The organism is Endozoicomonas gorgoniicola, assembly GCF_025562715.2.
GTDB lineage: Bacteria > Pseudomonadota > Gammaproteobacteria > Pseudomonadales > Endozoicomonadaceae > Endozoicomonas_A > Endozoicomonas_A gorgoniicola.
Genome location: NZ_JAPFCC010000001.1, coordinates 1,516,933 through 1,538,382, shown reverse-complemented (window position 1 = coordinate 1,538,382; position 21,450 = coordinate 1,516,933). Strand labels below are relative to the sequence as shown.

Below are 21,450 nucleotides of genomic sequence, written 5' to 3'. Positions count from 1 at the left end.
CTCTGTCTTTGAGTGTTTTGACATGTGACTGATGAATGGAGCGACATTACGAGTGCTTTTTTTTCTGATGACATCACACCACCCAATCAACCCACACAAAGTGATCGTCGTTAAGTATTTTCTCTCCCTGCCAGCGATAAGCCACCAGCCTACCATTTTCACTGTCCACGCAGGCTATGTTAGGACTGAGTGTTTCAGGGGTTCCCGGCATCCAGTAATGCCCAAAGAATAGCGGCACAGAATCTTTGTAGCGGTAGATATTTCCGGGCAAATCCATCTCAGGTAAATCGACATTACCCGCATTGGTTGCCGCTTCAGGCAGTCGGTTTGCCTGCTCGTCCCACCATTTCAGGCGTACTTCGGTGCGAGCCTTTCCGTTTTGGTCTTTAATGCTATACCCTTCCGGCAGTTTGAACTCGATGCCTTTGAGAAGATTTTCAACCGCATTATAAACATCACTTCCTTGCCTTGATGCCTGAACATAAGCATCGGTCAACAGACAGTGATCAACATTAATCCATGGCTGTATAACCTTCAGGCTTGGCTGGTGCCAAACGGCATGCACTACACGTAGTGCATCTAAATCAAGAAACAGTGGCAAAGTGCGGAACCAGTCAATCATATCCTTATATTCCGCTGAACCCAGTGGGTATTCATCCAGAAAGGCCTGATGTGCCTGTCGGTTTGACTCTGAATGATTTCTCAGAAAAACCCCTGTCTTCTCAGGATCAGGTGTCGCATAACAAATGGCATTGAACTCATGGTTTCCCATCACAGCCAGCGCACACCCCTGCTCTACCATGTTGCGACAGATGGTTAATGCTTTTTTATGCTCCGGGCCCCGGTCAATAAAATCCCCTACAAAAATCACTTTTCGTTCAGGATGTCGGAAAACACCATTTTGCTCTGTGTAGTTCAGCTTTTTCAGGAGTTCTGACAGCGCTGTGCCGTAGCCATGGATGTCGCCGATGATGTCGTACAAAATGATTGCCCCTTACCGTTGCTGTCTTCATGTTGTGTGAGTGTTGCACATAGTTATTATCGTCATCTGGTCTTATGGTTACAGTCTTTAGAATGGACTATACGACGATAGCACAACAGGACTTTCTGCGGAGAATCCACTGAGCGTCTGCCAGCAACGTGAAGCAAATTCGGATCAATACCCAAATCACTGGAAGTCTGTTTAATCAGGTTCCATAATTTTTCAGAGTCCTCTTCTTCCAGATAAATCCAGCCCAGCAGGCTAATCAAATCCTGCTTCTGATAGCGGTCAAAATACCCGTCATTCAGGGCTGATATTTTTTGCTCAAGCAAGGCTTCAGCCTTTTGATACCAGTTTCTCTGGTCACCAGACCGTACAGCCATTGCTTTCAGGGTCTGATACTCCTTCAGACCCTGGTGGGTTCTGAAAGCACACCACTGCTGTTCCAGCGCTAACTCCGGCTAGCCAGTACCAATCAATATTTCCTGCTGTATTTTCTGAGCCCTGGCGCTGTCCGCCAGAGGGCTTCCCTGAACTTTATCGAGCCACGCCTGAGCCTGGACATAATCCTGCAATTGCAGGTTCAGTTCAGCCAGTTTGATGTTATCCGAAGGGGTTTCAGCGACTTTCTGGCGCAGCTCAATCAGACCAGCAATGTCATTGTTGTGTTCCAGCGTTTGTTCAAGGACACGCTGCAGGACTGAATACTGTCGTTTTTCCCACCAGTCACCACCTTGCCACTGTGGCAGGGCATCCCACTGTTTACGAACGACAGCATAGAACAGATCAAGACATTCAGGGGTTATCGACCCAACATAGTCGTCAGGGACAGAGCCGTAAAAGCCGTACTCATTAATGGTTAATAACTGTACCAGATGCTCAGCTTTTTTCTGCTCTGTCCATGACACCTTAGTGAATGCCGACCGATAAATAGCTTGCAACAGCTCCATTGTCGGAAACCGGTAACCTCCGGAATCATCAATGGTGTCTGTTGCCTTGTCCAGACGCTCAATAGCATAGTCTACCAGCTCCAGTTGTTGCTCAGCAGGCAGCAACTGAACAGGTTCCTGCAAAGTAGCCAATGCCTTTTCCATATCGGCAAAATATTTTCTGACACGGTGGTATCGCTGGATACTGCGTTTGAACGGTATGGCGGACGTTATGCGTTTTCGCAGGGCATTTTTATCCAGACGCCCCAAAGCATTATCCGCCTTCAATAGCCACTTTTGTCGAAGTGCCTTGTCTCCGTTAATGACCTGCACGAGGGTTTGCAGCAAGTCCTCCTTGCTTTGCCGTTCAAAATAGTGGATTAAAACCTCGTCCGGTTTTGCACTCTTTTTGAGAGTCGGCTTTGACTGCCGGGCTCGCAGTGCCAGCGCCACCGCGACGCAGTGTTCGCAAAAATCTATGCCATCAGATTCAGGACAGTCGCAACTGCCTTCAATACCTTTCTGGGTGTAGTGCAGATTAACCTGCCCGCCCTGGTTAGTTGAAGTGGCTGGTACTGTCGCTGTGGTCTTTTTGCCACGGGTTTTCAATGCAGCCACAGCCCCTTGCTCAAAACAGACCTGTCCCAGGGCGAATGCTTTTTTACCTGCCAGCTTGATCAGCAGTTCATCAGTAATATCGGGGAATTCGTTCACGACAGTCTCCAGTTATCTGAATCAATCCTATCACGCTTTAAAAGAAAAATTTCACAGCCCTTTAAAATTGAGTACTGAGGAACTGGTGACTATATTGGCTTGATAACGCAGAAATGTGTGCAAAACGGTCGTCGATGGATTTAATGATGAGATTTTCTTTTTTCAAGCCTCTGCTTGCTTTTTTCTGTTTATGTTCGGCAAATTTTATCAGTGAAGCTTATGCACAGTCAGGTTCGGTGTCATCTCTACCATCAAATGAGTTTATTCCGTTGCCAGCCGGGAACAATCTAAAAGACATTATCAATACAGTTGAAAGCTCTAATTTAGGCAATAATTTTCAACTGTTGATATCGGGTTCACAGGAAGTTGCAGATGATATTCTTGTTAATGGGCATCACCTGAGAGGCTCGGTTGATGGTTCCATGACAGGAATTTATGTTTTACAGGCAAAGCAGTATTTACAAGCATTATTTCAATGGAATCATAAATTATTAAATCTGGCCGAGGGGCTTGCGTCGTTAAAAGTTGCGTCGTTAAAAGTTGTGTCGTTAAAACCGGTATTTACTGTTTTTTCCTGGTTAAGTCATCAAAAAGATGATGTTGATACAGGTGAACTTCCTATCGACGTAGTTCCTGTGGATCGCTCTATGTGTAACTGCTCATATTCCATTGGCAAGAACCGTTTCCTGATAGCCTGATGCCTTCAGGATGAGATGCCCCAGCTGCGGAATCAGATTGGTTCCAGTCAGCCTGTCCCTGAGATAGTTGGCAAAGGACACCCCGTGTTGTTTACAGGTCTTTTTCAAACTGGCAAAGGTGTCGCGGCATTTCCTCCCAAGTTTACTCCGGGTACCACCGCTAACCTTTCGCCGTTTCACATACTCTCTGATCTGCCTCTCGCTCAGGTTGTTGTGCAGTGGCAGCCACGGATACTCAAGAACCAATAACAGCTCTTCCCTGACAACCATCAGTTTGCCCAACTCAGCCTGCAAGGCAGGGTAGTCAACCCGCTGTGTTACCCAACGATCAAACTCCTGGTAGAGCTTCTGTTTCTCCTTGTCCGTTGGTTTTTTCTGGTAGGCCTCAATGTCGTCGTAGAGGCACCAGTACTGATCCTGCACGGTGTCACGGGCGGCTCGTTCCAGGTCATTGGCCGGTATCAGCTTGTCCATGTTTCTTCCCGCATGGTACCAACACAGCGAATGCTGAAAGGCTGTATCAAACTGCCGGGCTCCATCGCTATGGATAATCAGGTTCTCAAGGCGATGATTGAGCATCAATGCGGCCTTTAAAACACCCTCTGTCGCCCAGCGCCTTTGTTGCGGGGCAGCACAACCAATGCTGTTAAGGAAGCTCTCCCACTCTTCTTCTGTTGAGAAACGCTTCTCGCCGCATTCGGATAGCGCAGTGATCCACTTCTTCGACACATCAACCTGATTCTCCATGTAGTCAATGGCAACGTCGTTGAGAAGATAAAGCCGCTGCTGCCCTTGCAGACAGCCCAGGAAATTAATCCTGCTCTTACTGTCGCTGCTATGGAAGTAGGAAAAATAAGGGTTGCCGATAAACAGGCAGTAGCCGTTTTTTCCTTGGTGGCGAGCACCTGTGTCGTCGGCCTGGAGATAATCAGAGCAAGTCAGCCCTGCTTCCAGCAATTCTTCTTTTTCCTGGTGGAAAATATCATGGCCTTTCGTCAGGATGTTGCTCAGGGAACCTTCTGATATTGAGCATCCATGGTCGTGCAGCCAAGATAGCAGTAGTGGCTGTGTCGTACTGCATGAATGATAAAAATCCAGCAGATGGGCTTTCAGGTTGTCGCCAAAACGGTCTTTCACATGATCAGGTAGCGGGGCTGACACCCCGCCTTCCGGAGTTGTGTAATACTCACGCCTGTAGCGAGTAGTGACAAAACGCAAGTCCAGCTCAGTATGGAAAAAGTCGATATAGCACTTGAAGCGCCAGTTCTCACCGGGAGCAGCGATTGAACAGATTTCCTCTCGGTCAACAGTCATTGGTGGTGCAGCGGTTTCACCGGCTTCTTGTGATCGTGGTCGTTTACTTTTCGGCGGACGATCAGTGTCACTTTTCCCGGCAGCCTGATCAGTGTCTTCCGCAGAAGAGCTGTCTTCCTGATCATCGCCCTTGTCCGAGACATTAGGCCTGATTTTAGGCTTGCCCTTGTGCTTCTTCAGGTGGCGAATTTCTGCTCGAAGCTGTTCGTTCTCTTCGACCAGCTGTTCGATCTGAACGCGCTGCCTTTCAATTTGCACAGATTGCTTCTCGACCGTGTCGAGAAGGTTTTTGACGAATGAACGCAACTGTTCATTGTCTGTACTGGAGAATAGTGAGTCAGGCAGGTGCATACGGTGAAATATACGAAAGATCAGGATAACTTTCTTTGACCTGTAGAGGTTGATTTGCCAGTCAATTTTGAGCAGTTACCTCTATGTGGCATCTTTGTGATCAGAAAAACAGTATTTATTGTCTTAGACATCCTGTCTTGCCGGATGGGGAGATAAACGAAGCAACCAGTCATACCTTTCCAGAATTTCATGAAATTAAAGTAGATCAGGACGCTGCGAATGAAAAAGAAAACGTTGTCATTACATTTAATGGAGGCAGTTTAAATCATCTTACTATCGGCTGTGGTGTTAAAGTGCAATCGTTAAAGCAGCCTGTTGGAGTGGGCGTATCCCGCATCAGGAAATGTACTGGCTCCAAAAACAGTAATACAGAAACCTCCCAAAAAAACACAGTGAGTCAACGTCGAGGCTATGGCACATCAGGAAGCGGTAATAGAGGGCTATACCCAATCAGTGAGGCGGGTGGCTCTTCTGGAACGGGTGGCTCTTCTGGAGCGGGTGATGACGACGATGACGACAAAAAGCCTTTTACCTCTCCGTTTGTAATACATAAGGGGCATTACGATGAAAGTCCTAAAAACAAGCACAGTCGCCTGAGAAAAACAAGAGACAGTGTCAGATTTATGCGAACCGGAAAAAATACTATCGCAATGGTTACCAGTCAGAAAACCGGGATGAAAGAACACGATGTTAATGATGAAGAAAGCCAGCCTGATAATCCCTCAATAGATATTATGACGGGTATTGCTATTTATGGAACTGACTTGAAAGGGCATGATATTGATGAAACGAAAAACCAGCCTGATATGGGTATGCCAGACTTTCTCAAGCTGGAAAAGTAAGGAGGATAAACAAAACCCGGTGCTTAAGAAACGCCGGGCTTGTTCCTGGTCTATTTATTGAGCGATTTATTGAGCGATTTGATAACAGGGTTCGTAGTGGCTGCCCGGCAGTTTCATGCGATAGTTATCAACAAACGACTGCAGCAGTGCATCTATTTCCTGCATCAGTTCCGGATCGCCACTGAGCTGGAACGGTCCGTTTTCCCGGATGGCGATCACACCCTCTTCCTTGATGTTGCCCGCAACAATACCGGACATAGCACGACGCAGGTTGGCAGCCAGCTCGTGGGGAGGCAAGGATAGTTTTAGTTCAAGGGCAGCCATATTGTCATGGGTAGGGTCAAACGGTTTCTGGAAGTGTTCGTCAATCGTCAGTAACCAGTTAAAGTAGTAGGCGTCACCGTGCTGACGACGGTAGCGGGTGACAGCTTCCAGCCCGTCACGCATGGTTCTAGCTACTTCCAGTGGGTCGTCGACAATGATCTGGTAGCGCTGCTGAGCTTCTGCCCCAAGGGTTTTACCAATAAAGGCATCAATATCTTCAAAATAGCTTTTTGCCGATGCAGGGCCGGTAAAGACTAATGGGAAAGGCATGTTTTTATTAGCGGGATTCAGAAGGATACCCAGCAGGTAGAGAATTTCCTCACAGGTACCCGGCCCTCCCGGAAATACAACAACGCCATGCCCAAAGCGAACAAAGGCTTCCAGCCGTTTTTCAATATCGGGCAGGATAATCAGTTCATTAACAATAGGGTTGGGGGATTCGGCAGCAATAATTCCCGGCTCGGTCAGACCGATAAAACGACCGCGTTTTACCCGCTGTTTGGCATGAGCAATGTAAGCACCTTTCATTGGCCCCTTCATTGCGCCCGGTCCACAGCCGGTACAGATATTCAGATAGCGCAACCCCAGATGGTAGCCGACCTTCTTCGCATACTCATACTCTTCGCGACCAATCGAATGTCCTCCCCAGCAGACTACAGTATCCGGCACCTGTTTGGTAATAAACGCCCCGGCGTTACGCAGAATCTCAAACACCATGTGGGTAATATCTGTACCATTATCGCCGTCAAAGCGGGGATCATCGCTGATATGGGATGAGACATAGAGAATATCCCGCAACACGGAAAACAGATTTTCCCGTACTCCGCGAACCAGTTTGCCTGCCACAAAAGCTTCTGCCGGTGCATTGATAAGCTCCAGCTTCAACCCCCGCTGCTCCTGAATGATGCGGATATCAAAATCCTGATACATTCCCATCATTTCTTCGGCACAGTCACTCTCGTGTTCGCCGTTAAGAACGGCCAGACAGCATTGTCTGAACAGGCGGTGCAACCCTTTCTGGCTGGTATCCTGCAGTTTCTGTACCTCACGATTTGACAGCACCTGCATTGTACCCACCGGATTAATGATGGCAGATAAGGTCTTCTGCTGGTTTTCTTCACTCATGGATTATTCCTTTAACCTTTCGGCAGACGAAAAAAACTGGCTTTCAAGTGATAAGCCAGATTTTCAGAGGCAGATCATACATAAGCAAAGCCAGGTAATAATTTCGGTTATTATTTCGGCCATCATCCCCCAGACTTAACAGACCTGCAAATCAAAACTCAAACCGGTAAAACACATCCAGCGCCTGCGCCAGTCCGCTCACGGCCTGAAGATACACTCTGGGGATTACCTCGTACCGAATCTTGACTTCACTCACCGAGTTGAATACTCCGGTGCCATACTGAAGCCGCAGCCCCGGCGCAATATAGCCTCCGACAGATACCTGAGTATTTTCCCCTGATCCCGAGGTATCAACACTGAAATCCTTGATGCCCAGCTGATCTCCGAGCTTTGTTGCCGTCTGGCTTAACTCTCCAAGTCCCATGCCCAGAAGAATGGATTGCACACCCTCACCCTCAGCATGGATACCATGCCCCCGCAGCAAATAGGAAAACTGTTCCTGCTGGGGCATTGTCGGGGTTGAGTAGACGGACCAGCCTGGCGCTCTGACTGGACCAGTAACCTTAACCCCTACGATAACATTATCCTCAGTCGCCTCAGGATTACGTATGGCGTCAAGGTTTAAAAAGGGGGTATTCAATGGTCCCTGAAAAATAATCAGCCCTTGTTTGATAATCAGGTCCTGCCCAAGATAGCGATAACGCCCGCCTACCAGCTGAACGCTGCCCTGACCGGATAACGGTTGTCCATCAGACTGTATCAGGGTCAGCATGCCTGCAAGCTTTGAACTCAGACCATAAGCCAGAATACGAACATCGTCGCCCAGCTCTATGGTGGTGTTCAAAGCAATGGGCGAAGCCTCCTGCTCTTCACTGGTTTCAGTACGACCAACAATTCTTACGTCGTCCGATCTTGTTATTGCCTGTTCCGGAAGACTTCTGATTTCAATGCGCGCTCTGGGAACGGCCAGAGTACCACTTAAAAGTGGTGTATCCGTCAGGTTGAAGCTTAAGTCAGGAGACGCCCATATATCACCAAACCCAGAGATGGAGCAGTGCAACTCATTACCAGTCAGATGCAGAAGCCCGGTGAACTGACCTCTTTTCCACGACAGGGTTCCATTAATGTCTCCAAGGCCCTCTCCCACTTGCAACTGACTGCTGACAACTGCACTGTCTCCCCGAATCTGCATTCTGCTGTTTATACGGCTTATGTCACAGAACTCACTGTTCAGGGCAACCTCACTGATGACAACCTCCCCCTTCAGTAATGGGTTATGGAGAGAACCTCGCATCTGTAAACCGGCCCTGGCGACACCACTCAGATGATGGGTACCCGGTATAAAAGGTTGAAATATCTCAAGCAACAAGTGGTCAATGGTAAGCTGTCCGTCCAGTAAACGGGATTTTTCAATATCTGTTACCCTTATGCTGAGGTCAGCATTTCCCAGCTGTGGGGACTCAAATTCAAGTTTGCCATTTAACTGATCGTCACCCAACACCGCATTAAGCACCAGCTTGTCATACTCGCCCTGTAACGCAGCAACACTCAGCTGACCTCCGGGTGTGCGGAGACTCAGGTTGATAGAAGGCTTGCCTTCGTGCAACACGACTTTACCCGAAGCATTCAGTTCAGACTGCCATTGCAGGCCTTCAGGCAATAAAGGTGTAAACCGCGCAACGTCCAGCTGTTTCAGCTCAAAGTTAATATTTGCCTGTCTGTTACCTGCTTTACCTTTACCCAGGCAGAGGCTGGCAGGCGGAGAGATCAGACAAAATGGCTGGAATTCAATCTCCTGCTGTGTCGCCCTGAGGGTAAAAGCTTTCTGCAAATCCCACTGCCCCAGCAACGATAGGGTTTCAAATGCCTTAACCTGCCCGTGCCACTGTTTATCCAATAGCGATCCTTCAAGCTGCAAATGGCTGGATAGTACCTTGCCCTCTGTTTTTGCAGATAGCTGGTGTGTCTCGGGATTGCCAGTAATTGCTATTTCAATAGCCTGTAAACTCTGTCGCTCAATAGTCAGAGAGTCAATCTGCAAATGAGCCTGATTATCCAAAGCCTTGAGATCTTTTAACTCGCCTTCTGACCGAAGTCCGTTTATCACCAGTTTGTTAATGGCCAGTTGTTCTGCCATTAAACGGTAAGCAACATTGGGCAAATCCCTACTGCCGGTCAGTTCGAAATCACCCGACAGATTACCGCTTAATGGTGGATAGAGTTCCGTGAGTTCAGGTGCGTCAATCACGCCTTTCAAATTCCAGCCCTGATCAATATAACCATTCAGCTTCAGTCGGTTGCTCCCTATATTAAGCTGCAACGATTCAGCCCTGACAGTCTCCTTACTGTTTACCATGAGATGGCCTGAAAGAGCGACCGGAAACCCCCGTAACAAACCTGACACCTGTAATTGCTGAGCTTCAACCTCCCATTCCTGATCTACAGCTGACACAGAGCTGGACACAGTACCCGACAGCTGTCCGGGATAATCCGCAAGCCATAGCCCCGGATTCAGATCCCTGAAGGTCAATGCTCCCTGCCACTTAATGCCGTGTTGCCAGCTTAATTGCCCACTGACACTGACTGCCTGCTGTTGCCATTGAGCGTCCAGAGAGTGAATAAAAAGTTGCTCAAGGCTGCCCGATAGCCCACCGTTAAGTAATAGCGTACTGTTTTTTTCTTTACCCGGCTGGCTGATGAACTCAATCTGGTAATCGGTCAGGTACCCGGATACCGAAACACTTGCATCAGGTAAGAACAGCTTGTCATGGGGTACAGCTCTTGATGAAAGGACGCTTGATGAAAAGATGCCTGACGAAAAGACGCCTGATGAGAAGGCACCTGGCGAAAAGGCTAACTGTGCGCTGACAGGATAAGGAGCAGACAGAGTGATGCTGGCGCTGGCATGCAAACTGGCAGAGTCGTGAGTGACTTCAAACTGCTGAATGCTGAAGGTCTGCTTTTCTGCTCTGGCGGATAAGCCGATATCCTGGAACAACCAGACTTTCTTTTCCTCAGAATCGTCCTGCTGAACATAGCCCAGCTCACGAATGTTCAGTGTTTTGATCTCAACCGGAAGCGGCATGGTAAACGACGGTATTTCAATACCTGAAAAACCAGCCTCCTGCTCTTTATCCTGACCAGTTGAAAGATTATCTATTTCAATGCGTTCAATGGAAAGCTGTTCAATAAACAGTTCACCACGTAATAAACGTTCAGGCGACAATGAAAACGACAGCTGGTGGATATCTATCTTAAGGTCAGCCTTCAAGTCAGAACGATGCCATGACAGTGTTCTGAACTGCCAGCCTCGCAGTAAAGACCCTTCCATCAGCTCACCCTGTAGCTTTCCGTACTGCGATGGCAGCTGTTCACAGGCAAGTTGCCAGAGCCAGCGGTTGCCCACGCTGGTCAGTAACAGCGACGAAACCGCTACACAGCATAGAACGATGATTGCAAATAACCCGCTAATAATCCACTTCACAGTACAGGCCCGATCGTAAAGTGCAGCCGCCAGGGAGACCCCGGTTCACTGACCGCAAAAGCAAGGTCCACACGCAGAGGTCCCAGTGGAGTAATCCATCTTACACCCAGGCCGGAACCGACTTTCCAGGCATCGTCGTAATCATTGGTCGAGATACCGGAGTCCGTAAACAGAGCCAGCCACCACTTGTCCACCAGTTTGTAAGCGTATTCGAGACTGACGACAGAAAGATAACGACCACCGGTTAACTTGCCATCGCTGTCCTTTGGAGCAATCGTATCATAGTCATAACCCCGCACCGTCTGGTCACCGCCGGTAAAAAAGCGCAGTGAAGGTGGCAGGTCCGATACGCTGCGCACCCAGGTGGCACCCTGTTCAAATCGCGCCAGTAATTGGTGGCGGCTGGCAAAGGTATCCAGCCATTTTGTCCGTCCCCAGACTTTTATAAAACGGCTTCCGGAGCCAGAAATGCCCGGGGACAGCTCTATTTTAAGGTCATGGGCAGTCCCCCTTATCGGGTTGAGGCTGCCAATGGCGTTTCTGCGACTCAGGGCCAGTCCGGGAATCAGCAGCAGGCTGTTATCCCTGTCGCTGGCCTGGTTATAATGTTCAGCCTCGACTCGTATAAACCAGTCACGGTTCCAGCCATCAGGCACTTTATGCCATTGATGTAAAGCCGCTGAATAGAGCCTGCTGTTAGTGTCTTCAAGGTTCTTATGCTGATAACCGGTTTGCAGACTATAAAAATCCAGCAGAGGATTGCCCCTGGGAATCTGGTAACTCGTACTCAGTTCGGTACGCTTGGCAGACAGGTAGGTATCAGCATTGAAACTATGACCACGGTCGTTTACCCAGGGTTTGTTCCAGCCCAGAGAAATCCTTGGGCCTTCGTCTGTAGAAAAACCGATGCCGACCTCCATTTCATGGCTGCGCCTGGGAGATACATCAATTTTTACGGGTATGGAGCAGGCTTGAGCCTTATCGCGTAATGGTTGTACATCGACGTGTTTGAAATAACCGGAGGCCGAGAGGTCGTTATAGAGCTTGACCAGTTTGGTGGCATCATAGGCATCGCCTTCCGCGAAATTCAGCATGGCTTCCACCAGTCGGCGTGTCGCACTGGTTTCACCGACATACTGCAATTCACCAAACCGATATCGCCTGCCTGAGTCCAGTGTCAGATGAACATCGGCACTGTATTCAGCCGGATTGACATCGACCATCGCAACCACCCAGTGGGCATCAAAGAAACCTATCAGCTGCGCCTGTGTCATAAGCATTCGCTTTAAGGTTTCATAGTCTTCATGTTCAAACACCTGTTCCGGCGTTAACTTGTATGCTTTTAACAGCCTTTTAAAGCTTTTTTCCATTCTGGCATCGCCTTCAAGCAACACATTGACGCTTTTTATCAGAACGGGCTTTCCCGGTTCAATCTGGATATCAACGGTCTCTGAATGATCTGACGGGCTCGATAAGTCAACGACTGAACCGTAAAAGCCAAAAGGCTCCAGGGCATGCTGTACGGTTTCTTTGATGGTGTGTTTATAAAGTGGGAACGCTTCCGCTGTCATCTCTGGCAGGGCTTGCAGGTGCAGTTCAACATTCTTTTTTTCACGTCCATCAACACCCGACAGATGAAACTCAAGCGGGGCGGCCAGTGCATGACCCGATAGTGTCAACCACACCAGAGCGAGAGTGGTGATGATTCGATGGCAGAATACTGTCAGAGGAGACATACCGAAAATTACAGGTTCCTGACGAGACTATTGGTATAACACCATCACGACAGGGTTCTGTAAAGGCGCTGGTTCGGTAAATAACCGATAAAGGTCATGCCTCATCATTGATAAGATGAGACAAAACCTTTAACCAGTGTTTAAAAGAAGCCCAGCGGATTGATGTCATAACTCACCAGCAAGTTTTTTGTTTGCTGGTAATGCTCCAGTGTCTGTTTATGCGTCTCCCGTCCTACACCGGATTTCTTGTAGCCACCAAAGGCGGCATGTGCCGGATATAGATGAAAACAGTTGGTCCAGACCCGACCGGCTTCAATGCCACGCCCCATTCTGAAAGCACGATTGACATCACGGGTCCAGACACCGGCACCCAGCCCATACTGGGTGTCATTGGCCAGCGCCAGGGCTTCGGCTTCATCTTTAAAGGTGGTCACGCCGACAACAGGACCAAAGATTTCCTCCTGAAAGACCCGCATATCATTGCTGCCCTTCATCAGGGTAGGCTGGATATAAAAACCTTTTTCATAACCCTTGCCAATATCCGCTTTGTCACCACCCAGCAGGAACTGAACGCCTTCATTACGGCCGATTTCCAGGTAGTTCATGATTCTGTCGAACTGTTCAAGAGAAACCTGGGCACCTAACTGGGTTTCAGTGTCCAGGGGGTCACCCCGTTTTATATGCCCTGAGCGTTCAACAATTTTCGTAATAAATTCGTCGTAGATGGACTCCTGAATCAGAACTCTCGATGGACAGGTACAGACTTCACCCTGGTTGAAAAAGCCAAGAACCGCCCCTTCAATGCACTTGCTCAGGTATTCGTCTTCCTGTTGGAGAACGTCTTCAAAATAGAGGTTGGGCGACTTACCACCCAGCTCGACCGTGGAAGGAATAATATTCTCTGCAGCACACTTGAGAATATGCGAACCCACTGCCGTTGAACCGGTAAAGGCAATTTTGGCAATTCGCTGACTGGTCGCCAGGGCTTGACCGGCTTCTTCTCCAAAACCATTAACAATATTCACAACGCCGGGCGGCAGCAGATCACCAATCAGTTCCATTAGAACCATAATCGAGGCGGGTGTCTGTTCTGCCGGTTTAAGGACGACACAGTTTCCTGCCGCCAGAGCCGGAGCCAGTTTCCAGGCTGCCATCAACAGCGGAAAGTTCCAGGGAATGATTTGTCCGACAACGCCCAGTGGTTCATGAAAATGGTAAGACACTGTCGTGTTGTCAATGTCTGCTGTACTGCCTTCCTGTGCACGAATGCAGCCAGCGAAGTAGCGAAAATGATCCACAGCCAGGGGCATATCAGCAGCCAGGGTTTCCCTGACGGCTTTGCCATTATCCCAGGTTTCTGCCACCGCCAGCTTTTCCAGATTCTGTTCAATGCGATCGGCAATTTTTAACAAAATATTGGATCGTTCAGTGGCTGACGTTTTACCCCAGCCCGCTTTAGCGGCATGAGCGGCATCCAGAGCCAGGTTGATGTCGTCTTCCGTCGATCGGACCACTTCACATATCACCTCTCCTGTTACCGGAGTGATGTTTTCAAAGTACCTGCCCTTTGCAGAAGGCACCCACTCTCCACCAATGTAGTTTTCATAACGGGTTTTAAAAGTCACAAGGGAGTCAGGGTGACCGGGACGCTCATAGATCATATTCATTTACCTGCTTTTTATTGTGGAGAAAATATGGAGTAAATCCGACTTTCAAAGCGGCAGTGACTAACTTAAGGGAACTGCCTGTCTGGCCAGACTATCTGTCATCAGGCAAAGCTCATCCGGCAATGCTCATCCGGAGCTATCCGGGGTAAATGATTGTCCTGATACGCATACCAGTATTGAAGAAACACGGCATCTCGTCCAGATGTTTCTTCAATTGCCCCTTATAGCTTTTCTGATTTGTGATAATGACGACATAAGACGTAAGAGTTACGTAACCGCGACTCACAGTGAACCTTTCAGAATCCGGTCAGTGGAGTGACTGTTTGCTGTTATAGCTTGTGCTTTTACCTGAAAACAGATCACTTCTTTCCATCGATAAATAATAGGCAGACATCACCTCTGGCTGAGGGTATTGCTCCAGCCAGTTTTTGATCTCAAGCATTTTGCCTTCACAGCACTTACAGACCGGATAACGCTGGGAAAAACTCAGGAGAGCCTTCGCGACAGTGCGCATTGCATAGAGCAATGAGTGTTGAAATTCTATGGAAAAACAGTCCTCTTTCATAAGCAGTAAAATTCTGCGATAAGGCATCAGGTAGTAGTGACTGGCTTGCTGGATTTTTTTGGTCTGCTCATAGAGGCAGCCAAGGTTGTGCATATTGGCAATCCACCCCATCAATAGTGAAATATCTTCCAGTTTTACAAACCATTCGGCTTCAATGGCTTTTACAGCCTCAAGATAAGTGCCTTCAGCAGAAGTCCAGTCTCTCAGCCGATAGTGTTCATTCCCCTGCAGGGTGATGTCTTGCCAGCGTGCCATAACAACCTCCTTACTAATAATGAGAATTATTATCATTCGCAATCAATGATAAATCAACCGGATTTTTCATTCAACTTTCATTCAGCCTTCATTCAGCCTTCATTCAACTATGAACAAGCCCCATTTTTCCCGGTTGTTTTCAACGCCTTCTGGTCAGAGGCAGTTACATTTTGAGTCAGTATATCTAACAAGTCTGAACTTAATACACATCACCCTGATCAAACCTGATAATCGTAAAAATTGGCATGGAATATAAAGGACAGACTATGGATGCAATAAATACCCCTCCACCGTACATGTGCAGCGCAGCCCTTGAAACGGCGAGGTCAAACATGGACATGTTCAGAACTGAAGCCAACTTTGCCGGACGCAAAAGGCTGATAAGACAGGTACTAAAAGACTTGCGTCCTATATTAAGGGGTGACAACAACGCTGAAAAATTTGTTGCAGCTCAGCTGCAATTATCTGCAGAACTGGAATTAGCGAAACTGAACTGGCAGGAAGGGAATAATACAACCGGCATCAGGCAGCGAGAAGCTCTCATAGTCGACGCTTCTGACTGCCTGCAGCATCTAATAGAAAATGGCAATCCGGATCAAAAAAGTGAAGCTACGCAACTGCTGGCTAGTTTCGACATGAAATTCGCCGAACTAAAATGGGAAAAATTCGATATTGAAGCCATGCCTTCTGTGCAAAAAGCTCTTTTGCATGATGCTTTAACTTCCCTGCAAAATAGCATTAGGAATGGCAATCAGGATGAAAAACAAAAGGCTACTCAATTGAAGGCAACCATGAATTTTGAGATAGCCAGGCTGCACCTGGAAGAGTCCTACACCAAAACCACCCCTTCAGGAAAGGAAGCTGTCTTATATGATGCTTCTGTGTGCCTCGAAAATGTACTACAAAATGGAACCCCTGAAGAAAAACAAGGCGCTAAAGAGCTGAAAGCAATAATTCGCTCTGAAGCGGAAAAGTACAGTTTTGATATCGATATTAATGATGACAATGTGAATGAAATTTGAAACAGCCTCTTAGTTAATGCACCCAAACTCCAGGCCCGGGTGCATAAAGCATTACTTGTTCGGAGGTTGCACAGACTGGTTATACATCTGGGTGCAGAGGTTGCTGCCGTTCTCTTCCAATGGCTGTTCCAGCATCCAGCGTAAAGGGGCGATTACCGGGCTGGTAATAAAGCGGGTCGTCGTCACTATCAGCTCTCCGGACGGTATGCCAAAACCAAAGTCATTAAAACTGCCAGTGACCATGACCGGCAGGGACAAACCAAATATCTGTGCGGTTTTTGCTCTTGGTACCAGCACCAGATTGATTTTCTCATCCGTAAAGTCAATATCAGAGTGTCCCAGCACCTGCATGTTAGATGTATCCAGCATCAGTACATTGTCTTTCATCTGACCATCCTCAAGCTGGAAAGTGCCAACCGCGCAGTTCAACTGTGACGGATCGCCGGGACCCAGCCTGGGCAACACAGCCGTTGCCAGGCCGACTGCCCACAGATCAATAATCCCGGCTTCGAAATCTCTTGGCCATACCGCAAAGCCGAAATCCCCACGAGCATGACTGAACAGATCTTCCGGCGTTTCAGCGACGGTTTCTATATCCATCCTGAAGCTGACATCGCCCTGCATCTTCGTATGAGGGTCAATGCGCCTTGCCAGTACGCCATAATCCAGACGATCAACATTGGCCTTCAAACCGATAGCAAATCCCTCTGGCTGAGCCCTGAGATGACCACTGGCATTGATCTCACCACCCGGCAGGGCAATAAACAGAGGGTTCAGAGATAAATCACCGTCCTGAAGCTGCAGATATAACTTCCCGGTACCCAGCTGATCTTCGCCCGATAACACCTCATCAACATCCAGTCGGAAATCCATATTCAGCCGTTGCAGGGTCTCGGCATTGAGTAATGAAGGTTCTTCACCTTCGGGAGTCAGCTGTTCCGGTGTTTCTGAAGTGTTTACATTGTTATCGTCTGTTTCTGACGACCAGGCTGTCCAGTCTCCGGTTTTAAAATCGTTCAGTTGAATGGAAGGTGCCGTCAGCTGGATATCCAGTTCCGCTTTGCCTTGCGTATTCAACACCATCTGCCCTTCCAGCTCGCTGTCACCCACGGTGATTTTTGACTGCGCCATTTCAAAGCCAGTTGGTGTCATGCCAAAACGTCCATTGACGGTGACGGGTCCATAGGGAGGCATGTCGACATCCAGCAGAGGGTTGAGTCTTGTCAGGGATGGCGTCCTGAAAATCAGTCCCAGCCTGGCTCTTCGTCTCTCAATTGGCAGGTTAACCATGGCATAGGACATAAAGCTCATCTCGTTAATATGCGTCGACAGCTGCATATTAACGTTTTTGCGACTGGTTAACAGACGACTCAGAGGATTGAAGCTGACTTCAAACGTCACTGGCATCTCTTTCAGCTCACCATCCATTTTCAGCGTTGTGCGCAGGTTTGGCCTGGCAGAGACAGTACCTGTATTCAACAACACATCGGACACATTCCCACTGGCATCATTCAACCCCAGGCGGCCACCTGTCAGTGTCGCTTCCAGCTCAATCGTCTTTATCAGTTCAGCAATGGTTTTACCACGCAGTTTCAGGTTAAAGCTGGCTTTATCCAGAGTGACATCAATATCATCAATAACGCCCAGTTCAGTCATCATACGCCCAAAGTCCGGGCGGTCGACCATGAGGTTAAAATCGGACTCAATGCTCTGGTTACGCATATCCAGAGCCAGATCACCATAGAAGTAGGAGCCTGCATAAATAGCCGACAACGGGCTGGGGTTCAGCCGACCGCCACGAATATAACCGGAAAACTTCAGGTCTCTAAGAGTCTGCCCGGCTACCAGCAACCGGTCCATACGGTAGTCAATATCGGCATCGGCAATGTAAATCTCGTCAGCCAGCAGTGGTACATCCAGTCTGAACCCATCCTGAGACTGGCTGTTATTTTCTTTACCTGCAGCAGCCTCTGCAGTTTCCGGTTCAGGAATAAAACCTGACAGCTGATCAATATCAAGCTTCGGCAGTCGTGCAACAATTTTTGCCAGTCCACCGTCTTCTTTTCGAATCCATTCAATATCCAGCTTACCCGTCGAATCGCCAATCACCAGTTCAGCTAAACGAATACCAAGAGAAGCTTTCTGGTTGTGAAGGTTGCCACGAAAACGCATCGGTTCGGCAACAGTTGGCTTCACGCCTAACCAGTTCGACAGGGCGCCCAGCTTCGGAGCATTCATTTCAATGGCAAACTGACTGTCTTCATCTAACCCGGATTCTGAGACAAACCCTTTGGCACTGGCTGTAAAGGCGGGGCTGTCGACCTTGAGATCAAGGTTCCAGTCTTTGCCCCGGCGCATGGCAATCAATGGGTCTGCCTGCATCATGACCTCAACCGGTACCGCCAGCAGGTCAGCATCTACAAATACTTCGGTGTTCTGTGCTAATCCCACGCTGGCCCGGGCAGTTCTTACCCGCCAGTCTTCATTATTGTTGACCAGCAAATGTCCGTTTTTCATCTGCAGTTGCAAATGGGCATTCCGGATCAGCCGGGCAATCGACCGCCCTCTTGAATTAACATTCAGGGAAAATGCATCCACCTGCCCCTGTGCCGACGAATCCATCAATAAAGCCATCAGAGGCCCGATATTCGCATTCGTCGCCGATAGTTCTGCGTGTGAACGAATACTTCGTTCACTGGCTGTCGTCTCCCAATGTCCGGACAGCTCAATGCCTTCAATAGCAACAGACAGCGGTGCTTTCAGGCGACCATCTGCCATCTCTACCCTGAACTGAGTGTTCGACACCGATACCGGCAGGCCAACCGTTTCACCTATTGCCATGTCCAGGTTAACCATTGCACTGTTCAACCAGTTATAGACCAGTTGATTCAGTGGCAGAACCTCTTCTTCAGGCTCATCATCCTGCTGTTCCGAAGCATTAGTCGCATTTTCGACTTCACTGCCTTCAGCGCTAATCTCTTTAAAAGGAGCCTCTTCATAAGAAGCCTTTTCAGAAGAAGCCTCTTTATCTGCTTCTTCTAACCAGGGTGTAAAATCAAGCCGGTTCATAAATAGATTGCCGCTGACCTCAGGAGGCTGCCCACGCCGTATTTCCAGACGACCGGACAAATCACTGTCTGCCAGCTGTACATCAATGTCTTCGAGAAGCAGAGACGCTACGCCTATAGCTACACGACTATCGACGGATATTGGAGCCAGCCTTGCCACTTCACTGCCCGCAAAAGTTTCCAGCACACCTTCAGTGGAAACACTGATCTCCAGTGCAAAATGAGAGTCCTGCCCTTTTGCCGGATTCAACTGACCAGTAACAGCAAAGCGGGCATCGTCGAGCATTGCTTCCACTTCAATACTGCCCGGTTTGCCGCTCAGATACTGACTGAACGCGGTTTTTGCATTCACTGACCAGTCAGTTCCCTGCATCACCCCGACCGCATTCATGATCAGGTCGTCCTGATCATCCAGCGACAGAGTCAGGTTATCCATACGGCCATCAAACTCTATGTCATCCTGCTGGTCGATATAAACAAAGGACAATGTCTGAACGGCTACCTGCTGGTCAATCCTTAACTCAAAGTTTGATGGCAGACCTGAAGTTTCAGAGGGGTTCTGATTGGAATTATTGGTACCTGCCTGCACGCTGACAGCTTCGTCGATTGCGATTTCCCAGTTTGCCTCGCCCTGCCCGTTTCTTTCCAGGCGAATGGCTACGTCTTCAGCCAGAATATGATCAATATCCACCGTATTGAACAGCAGAGGCAGAACCCCTACTTTGGCACTTACCAGCCCGATGCTCACCATTGCCGATTCAGGATCATTTTGCGGAGCAAGGCGAATATCCGTAAGCCGGACTGAGGGTTGCAGGGATATCCTGGCTTCCATATCACCATCAAGAGCCAGATGATAAGGCAGGGCATCGTTAGCAATGCCAACAATACTGTCACGCCAGGGATTCAAATCGACACGAAACCCAATCGTCAATATTGTGAGTAAAAGAAGAAGCAGCACAGCAACGGCTGCAAGAAAGCGTTTTGCAAATTTAATAAAAACGTTCAACTGAGAGTCCAACATCGAACCACGCCGCTACCTGACCTGGCAGACGACATGGATCATGGTCAATAAGAAAAAGTGCCTTAACTCTGCCAGATTCAGCCCAGCCAGGAGGCTCTACAATGGCAGCGATAATACAACAGAGAGAAGGTATTAACAGAGGTTGTGACGGTCTATGGCATGATTTGCATCAAAGCTCAGGCAGATGACAGAGATAGAAGACACTTTCTGTACAATAAAAGCTCTTCAGGCTAATTCTTCAGGCTAACTATTCGAACTGGCTTTTCGAACTAGCTTTTCGAAATGACCGTACCTTCGGGCACATCCAGAGTGCGGGTCGGAAATGCAAACTCCGCTCCGTGACGAGTAACAATCTCCCCGACTCCCATCAGAATATCCTGTCGAACCTGCATGTAGTCTGTCCAGTCCGTATCAAGGGTAAAGCATCGAACCAGCAGATCAAGAGAGCTAGCACCGTAATCCGTAAACCGTGCCAGCGCATCGCGTCTCTGGTCGATATTTTTATGTTGTGCAAGATAAGCATCAATATCATGAATAATATCGTTCAGCCGGGAAAAGTCCTCATAACGAAGACCGATGGTGACATTAATACGCCGGTTCTGCATTCGGGACGGGTTAACAACGGCAAGATTGGTAAACAGTGCGTTGGGAACATACACCGGAGTTCGGTCATAACCCCGGATACGAGTCTGACGCCAGCCAATATGCTCAACAAAACCTTCAATTTTCTGATCCTGCAGGCTGATTTTGTCACCCGCCACAAAGGGTCGGTCCATATAAATGGTTAGTCCGCCAAACAGGTTAGCCAGCATATCCTTTGCTGCCAGACCAACAGCCAGTCCTCCAACTCCACCGAAAGCCAGCAGACCACTGATACTGACCCCAAGGTTTTGTAACAGCGTCAGGACAATCGCCATAGTCAGGGCGATCTGCAACAGCTTGATCATAAATTCCAGCGTCGCCTTGTCCATTCTGACCGCACGACGGTTCGGCTGATAGAAACTGTTGCGCACCAGTCGCAGATAGCGAATTAACAGTGAATAGATCAGTACGATCAGAACAATACGACGCACCTGCCCCACCAGCTCGGTGTCTTCCAGCTGAATATAATCCAGCAGAAAGTCAGCCATCAGACTGACACCCAGCAGTAACACAGCAATAGTCAAAACGGGTCTGGCAGCTCTGACAAAGGTGTCATCCCAGTGACTGGATGTGCTGTCAAAATGCTGTACCGCTTTCTTTAATCCCCGACTGCATAACCAGGCCAGCATCAGACTGACACCCATGACCGTGGCAGACTTCAATAGCAATAGTGTCACAGTGGAGTAGTCCGGCCAGGGCATAAGTGTTCTC

The 21,450-nt window shown here is 48.5% G+C and carries 14 protein-coding genes; 3 read left to right on the top strand and 11 right to left on the bottom strand.

Going from position 1 to position 21,450, the window contains the following annotated elements:
• Positions 1–73 precede the first annotated feature (73 nt).
• The 3 genes from NX722_RS07030 to NX722_RS07020 all read right to left on the bottom strand — a co-directional run bounded on the left by NX722_RS07030 (position 74) and on the right by NX722_RS07020 (position 2,625).
• On the bottom strand, positions 74–982 hold the full coding sequence (locus tag NX722_RS07030) for a metallophosphoesterase (RefSeq protein WP_262567369.1): 909 nt from the start codon (positions 980–982) through the stop codon (positions 74–76).
• Between the two features lie 62 nt (positions 983–1,044).
• Positions 1,045–1,365 (bottom strand): hypothetical protein, encoded by a 321-nt coding sequence (locus tag NX722_RS07025; protein WP_262567368.1) that lies wholly within the window; start codon positions 1,363–1,365, stop codon positions 1,045–1,047.
• 78 nt (positions 1,366–1,443) lie between these two features.
• Positions 1,444–2,625: an SWIM zinc finger family protein gene (locus tag NX722_RS07020; protein ID WP_262567367.1), complete on the bottom strand. Its 1,182-nt coding sequence runs from the start codon at positions 2,623–2,625 to the stop codon at positions 1,444–1,446.
• A 134-nt stretch (positions 2,626–2,759) separates the two neighbouring features.
• Between NX722_RS07020 and NX722_RS07015 the strand changes: the two genes are divergently transcribed.
• On the top strand, positions 2,760–3,323 hold the full coding sequence (locus NX722_RS07015; protein WP_262567366.1) for a hypothetical protein: 564 nt from the start codon (positions 2,760–2,762) through the stop codon (positions 3,321–3,323).
• On the opposite strand, the gene NX722_RS07010 is transcribed toward NX722_RS07015, so the two are convergent.
• Positions 3,285–4,988, bottom strand: coding sequence for an IS66 family transposase (locus NX722_RS07010; protein WP_262563696.1), 1,704 nt, complete (start codon positions 4,986–4,988; stop codon positions 3,285–3,287). The genes NX722_RS07015 and NX722_RS07010 overlap by 39 nt on opposite strands.
• 83 nt (positions 4,989–5,071) lie before the next feature.
• Here NX722_RS07010 and NX722_RS07005 point away from each other — a divergent pair, with 83 nt between their 5' ends.
• Complete coding sequence (locus tag NX722_RS07005; protein ID WP_262567365.1) at positions 5,072–5,830, top strand: hypothetical protein; 759 nt, start codon at positions 5,072–5,074, stop codon at positions 5,828–5,830.
• A 66-nt stretch (positions 5,831–5,896) separates the two neighbouring features.
• Here NX722_RS07005 and ppnN read toward each other — a convergent pair whose 3' ends face one another.
• From ppnN to NX722_RS06980, 5 genes are all read right to left on the bottom strand, one after another.
• Positions 5,897–7,279, bottom strand: coding sequence for a nucleotide 5'-monophosphate nucleosidase PpnN (gene ppnN, locus NX722_RS07000; RefSeq protein ID WP_262567364.1), 1,383 nt, complete (start codon positions 7,277–7,279; stop codon positions 5,897–5,899).
• A 151-nt stretch (positions 7,280–7,430) separates the two neighbouring features.
• Positions 7,431–10,763 (bottom strand): translocation/assembly module TamB domain-containing protein, encoded by a 3,333-nt coding sequence (locus tag NX722_RS06995; protein ID WP_262567363.1) that lies wholly within the window; start codon positions 10,761–10,763, stop codon positions 7,431–7,433.
• Complete coding sequence (locus tag NX722_RS06990; protein ID WP_262567362.1) at positions 10,760–12,499, bottom strand: autotransporter assembly complex protein TamA; 1,740 nt, start codon at positions 12,497–12,499, stop codon at positions 10,760–10,762. The genes NX722_RS06995 and NX722_RS06990 overlap by 4 nt, the downstream gene beginning before the upstream one ends.
• A 140-nt stretch (positions 12,500–12,639) precedes the next feature.
• Positions 12,640–14,160 (bottom strand): acetaldehyde dehydrogenase ExaC, encoded by a 1,521-nt coding sequence (gene exaC / locus NX722_RS06985; RefSeq protein WP_262568624.1) that lies wholly within the window; start codon positions 14,158–14,160, stop codon positions 12,640–12,642.
• Positions 14,161–14,473: 313 nt separating this feature from the next.
• Entirely contained in the window at positions 14,474–14,986 is a 513-nt protein-coding gene (locus NX722_RS06980) for a hypothetical protein (RefSeq protein ID WP_262567361.1), read from the bottom strand.
• A 266-nt stretch (positions 14,987–15,252) separates the two neighbouring features.
• Between NX722_RS06980 and NX722_RS06975 the strand changes: the two genes are divergently transcribed.
• Positions 15,253–16,008, top strand: coding sequence for a hypothetical protein (locus NX722_RS06975; protein WP_262567360.1), 756 nt, complete (start codon positions 15,253–15,255; stop codon positions 16,006–16,008).
• 51 nt (positions 16,009–16,059) lie between these two features.
• Here the strand turns inward: NX722_RS06975 and NX722_RS06970 are convergent, their stop codons facing one another.
• Positions 16,060–20,097, bottom strand: coding sequence for an AsmA family protein (locus tag NX722_RS06970; protein ID WP_262567359.1), 4,038 nt, complete (start codon positions 20,095–20,097; stop codon positions 16,060–16,062).
• A 269-nt stretch (positions 20,098–20,366) separates the two neighbouring features.
• Entirely contained in the window at positions 20,367–21,440 is a 1,074-nt protein-coding gene (locus NX722_RS06965) for a mechanosensitive ion channel family protein (RefSeq protein ID WP_262567358.1), read from the bottom strand.
• Positions 21,441–21,450 lie beyond the last annotated feature (10 nt).

Bases quoted from the DNA above. Each gene is read 5' to 3' on its own strand.
- ppnN (WP_262567364.1), bottom strand. From the start codon at position 7,279: ATGAGTGAAGAAAACCAGCAGAAGACCTTATCTGCCATCATTAATCCG.
- NX722_RS07015 (WP_262567366.1), top strand. From the start codon at position 2,760: ATGGATTTAATGATGAGATTTTCTTTTTTCAAGCCTCTGCTTGCTTTT.
- NX722_RS06980 (WP_262567361.1), bottom strand. From the start codon at position 14,986: ATGGCACGCTGGCAAGACATCACCCTGCAGGGGAATGAACACTATCGG.
- NX722_RS07025 (WP_262567368.1), bottom strand. From the start codon at position 1,365: ATGGCTGTACGGTCTGGTGACCAGAGAAACTGGTATCAAAAGGCTGAA.
- NX722_RS07005 (WP_262567365.1), top strand. From the start codon at position 5,072: ATGTGGCATCTTTGTGATCAGAAAAACAGTATTTATTGTCTTAGACAT.
- NX722_RS06970 (WP_262567359.1), bottom strand. From the start codon at position 20,097: ATGTTGGACTCTCAGTTGAACGTTTTTATTAAATTTGCAAAACGCTTT.
- NX722_RS06975 (WP_262567360.1), top strand. From the start codon at position 15,253: ATGGATGCAATAAATACCCCTCCACCGTACATGTGCAGCGCAGCCCTT.
- NX722_RS07010 (WP_262563696.1), bottom strand. From the start codon at position 4,988: ATGCACCTGCCTGACTCACTATTCTCCAGTACAGACAATGAACAGTTG.
- NX722_RS06990 (WP_262567362.1), bottom strand. From the start codon at position 12,499: ATGTCTCCTCTGACAGTATTCTGCCATCGAATCATCACCACTCTCGCT.
- exaC (WP_262568624.1), bottom strand. From the start codon at position 14,160: ATGATCTATGAGCGTCCCGGTCACCCTGACTCCCTTGTGACTTTTAAA.
- NX722_RS06965 (WP_262567358.1), bottom strand. From the start codon at position 21,440: ATGCCCTGGCCGGACTACTCCACTGTGACACTATTGCTATTGAAGTCT.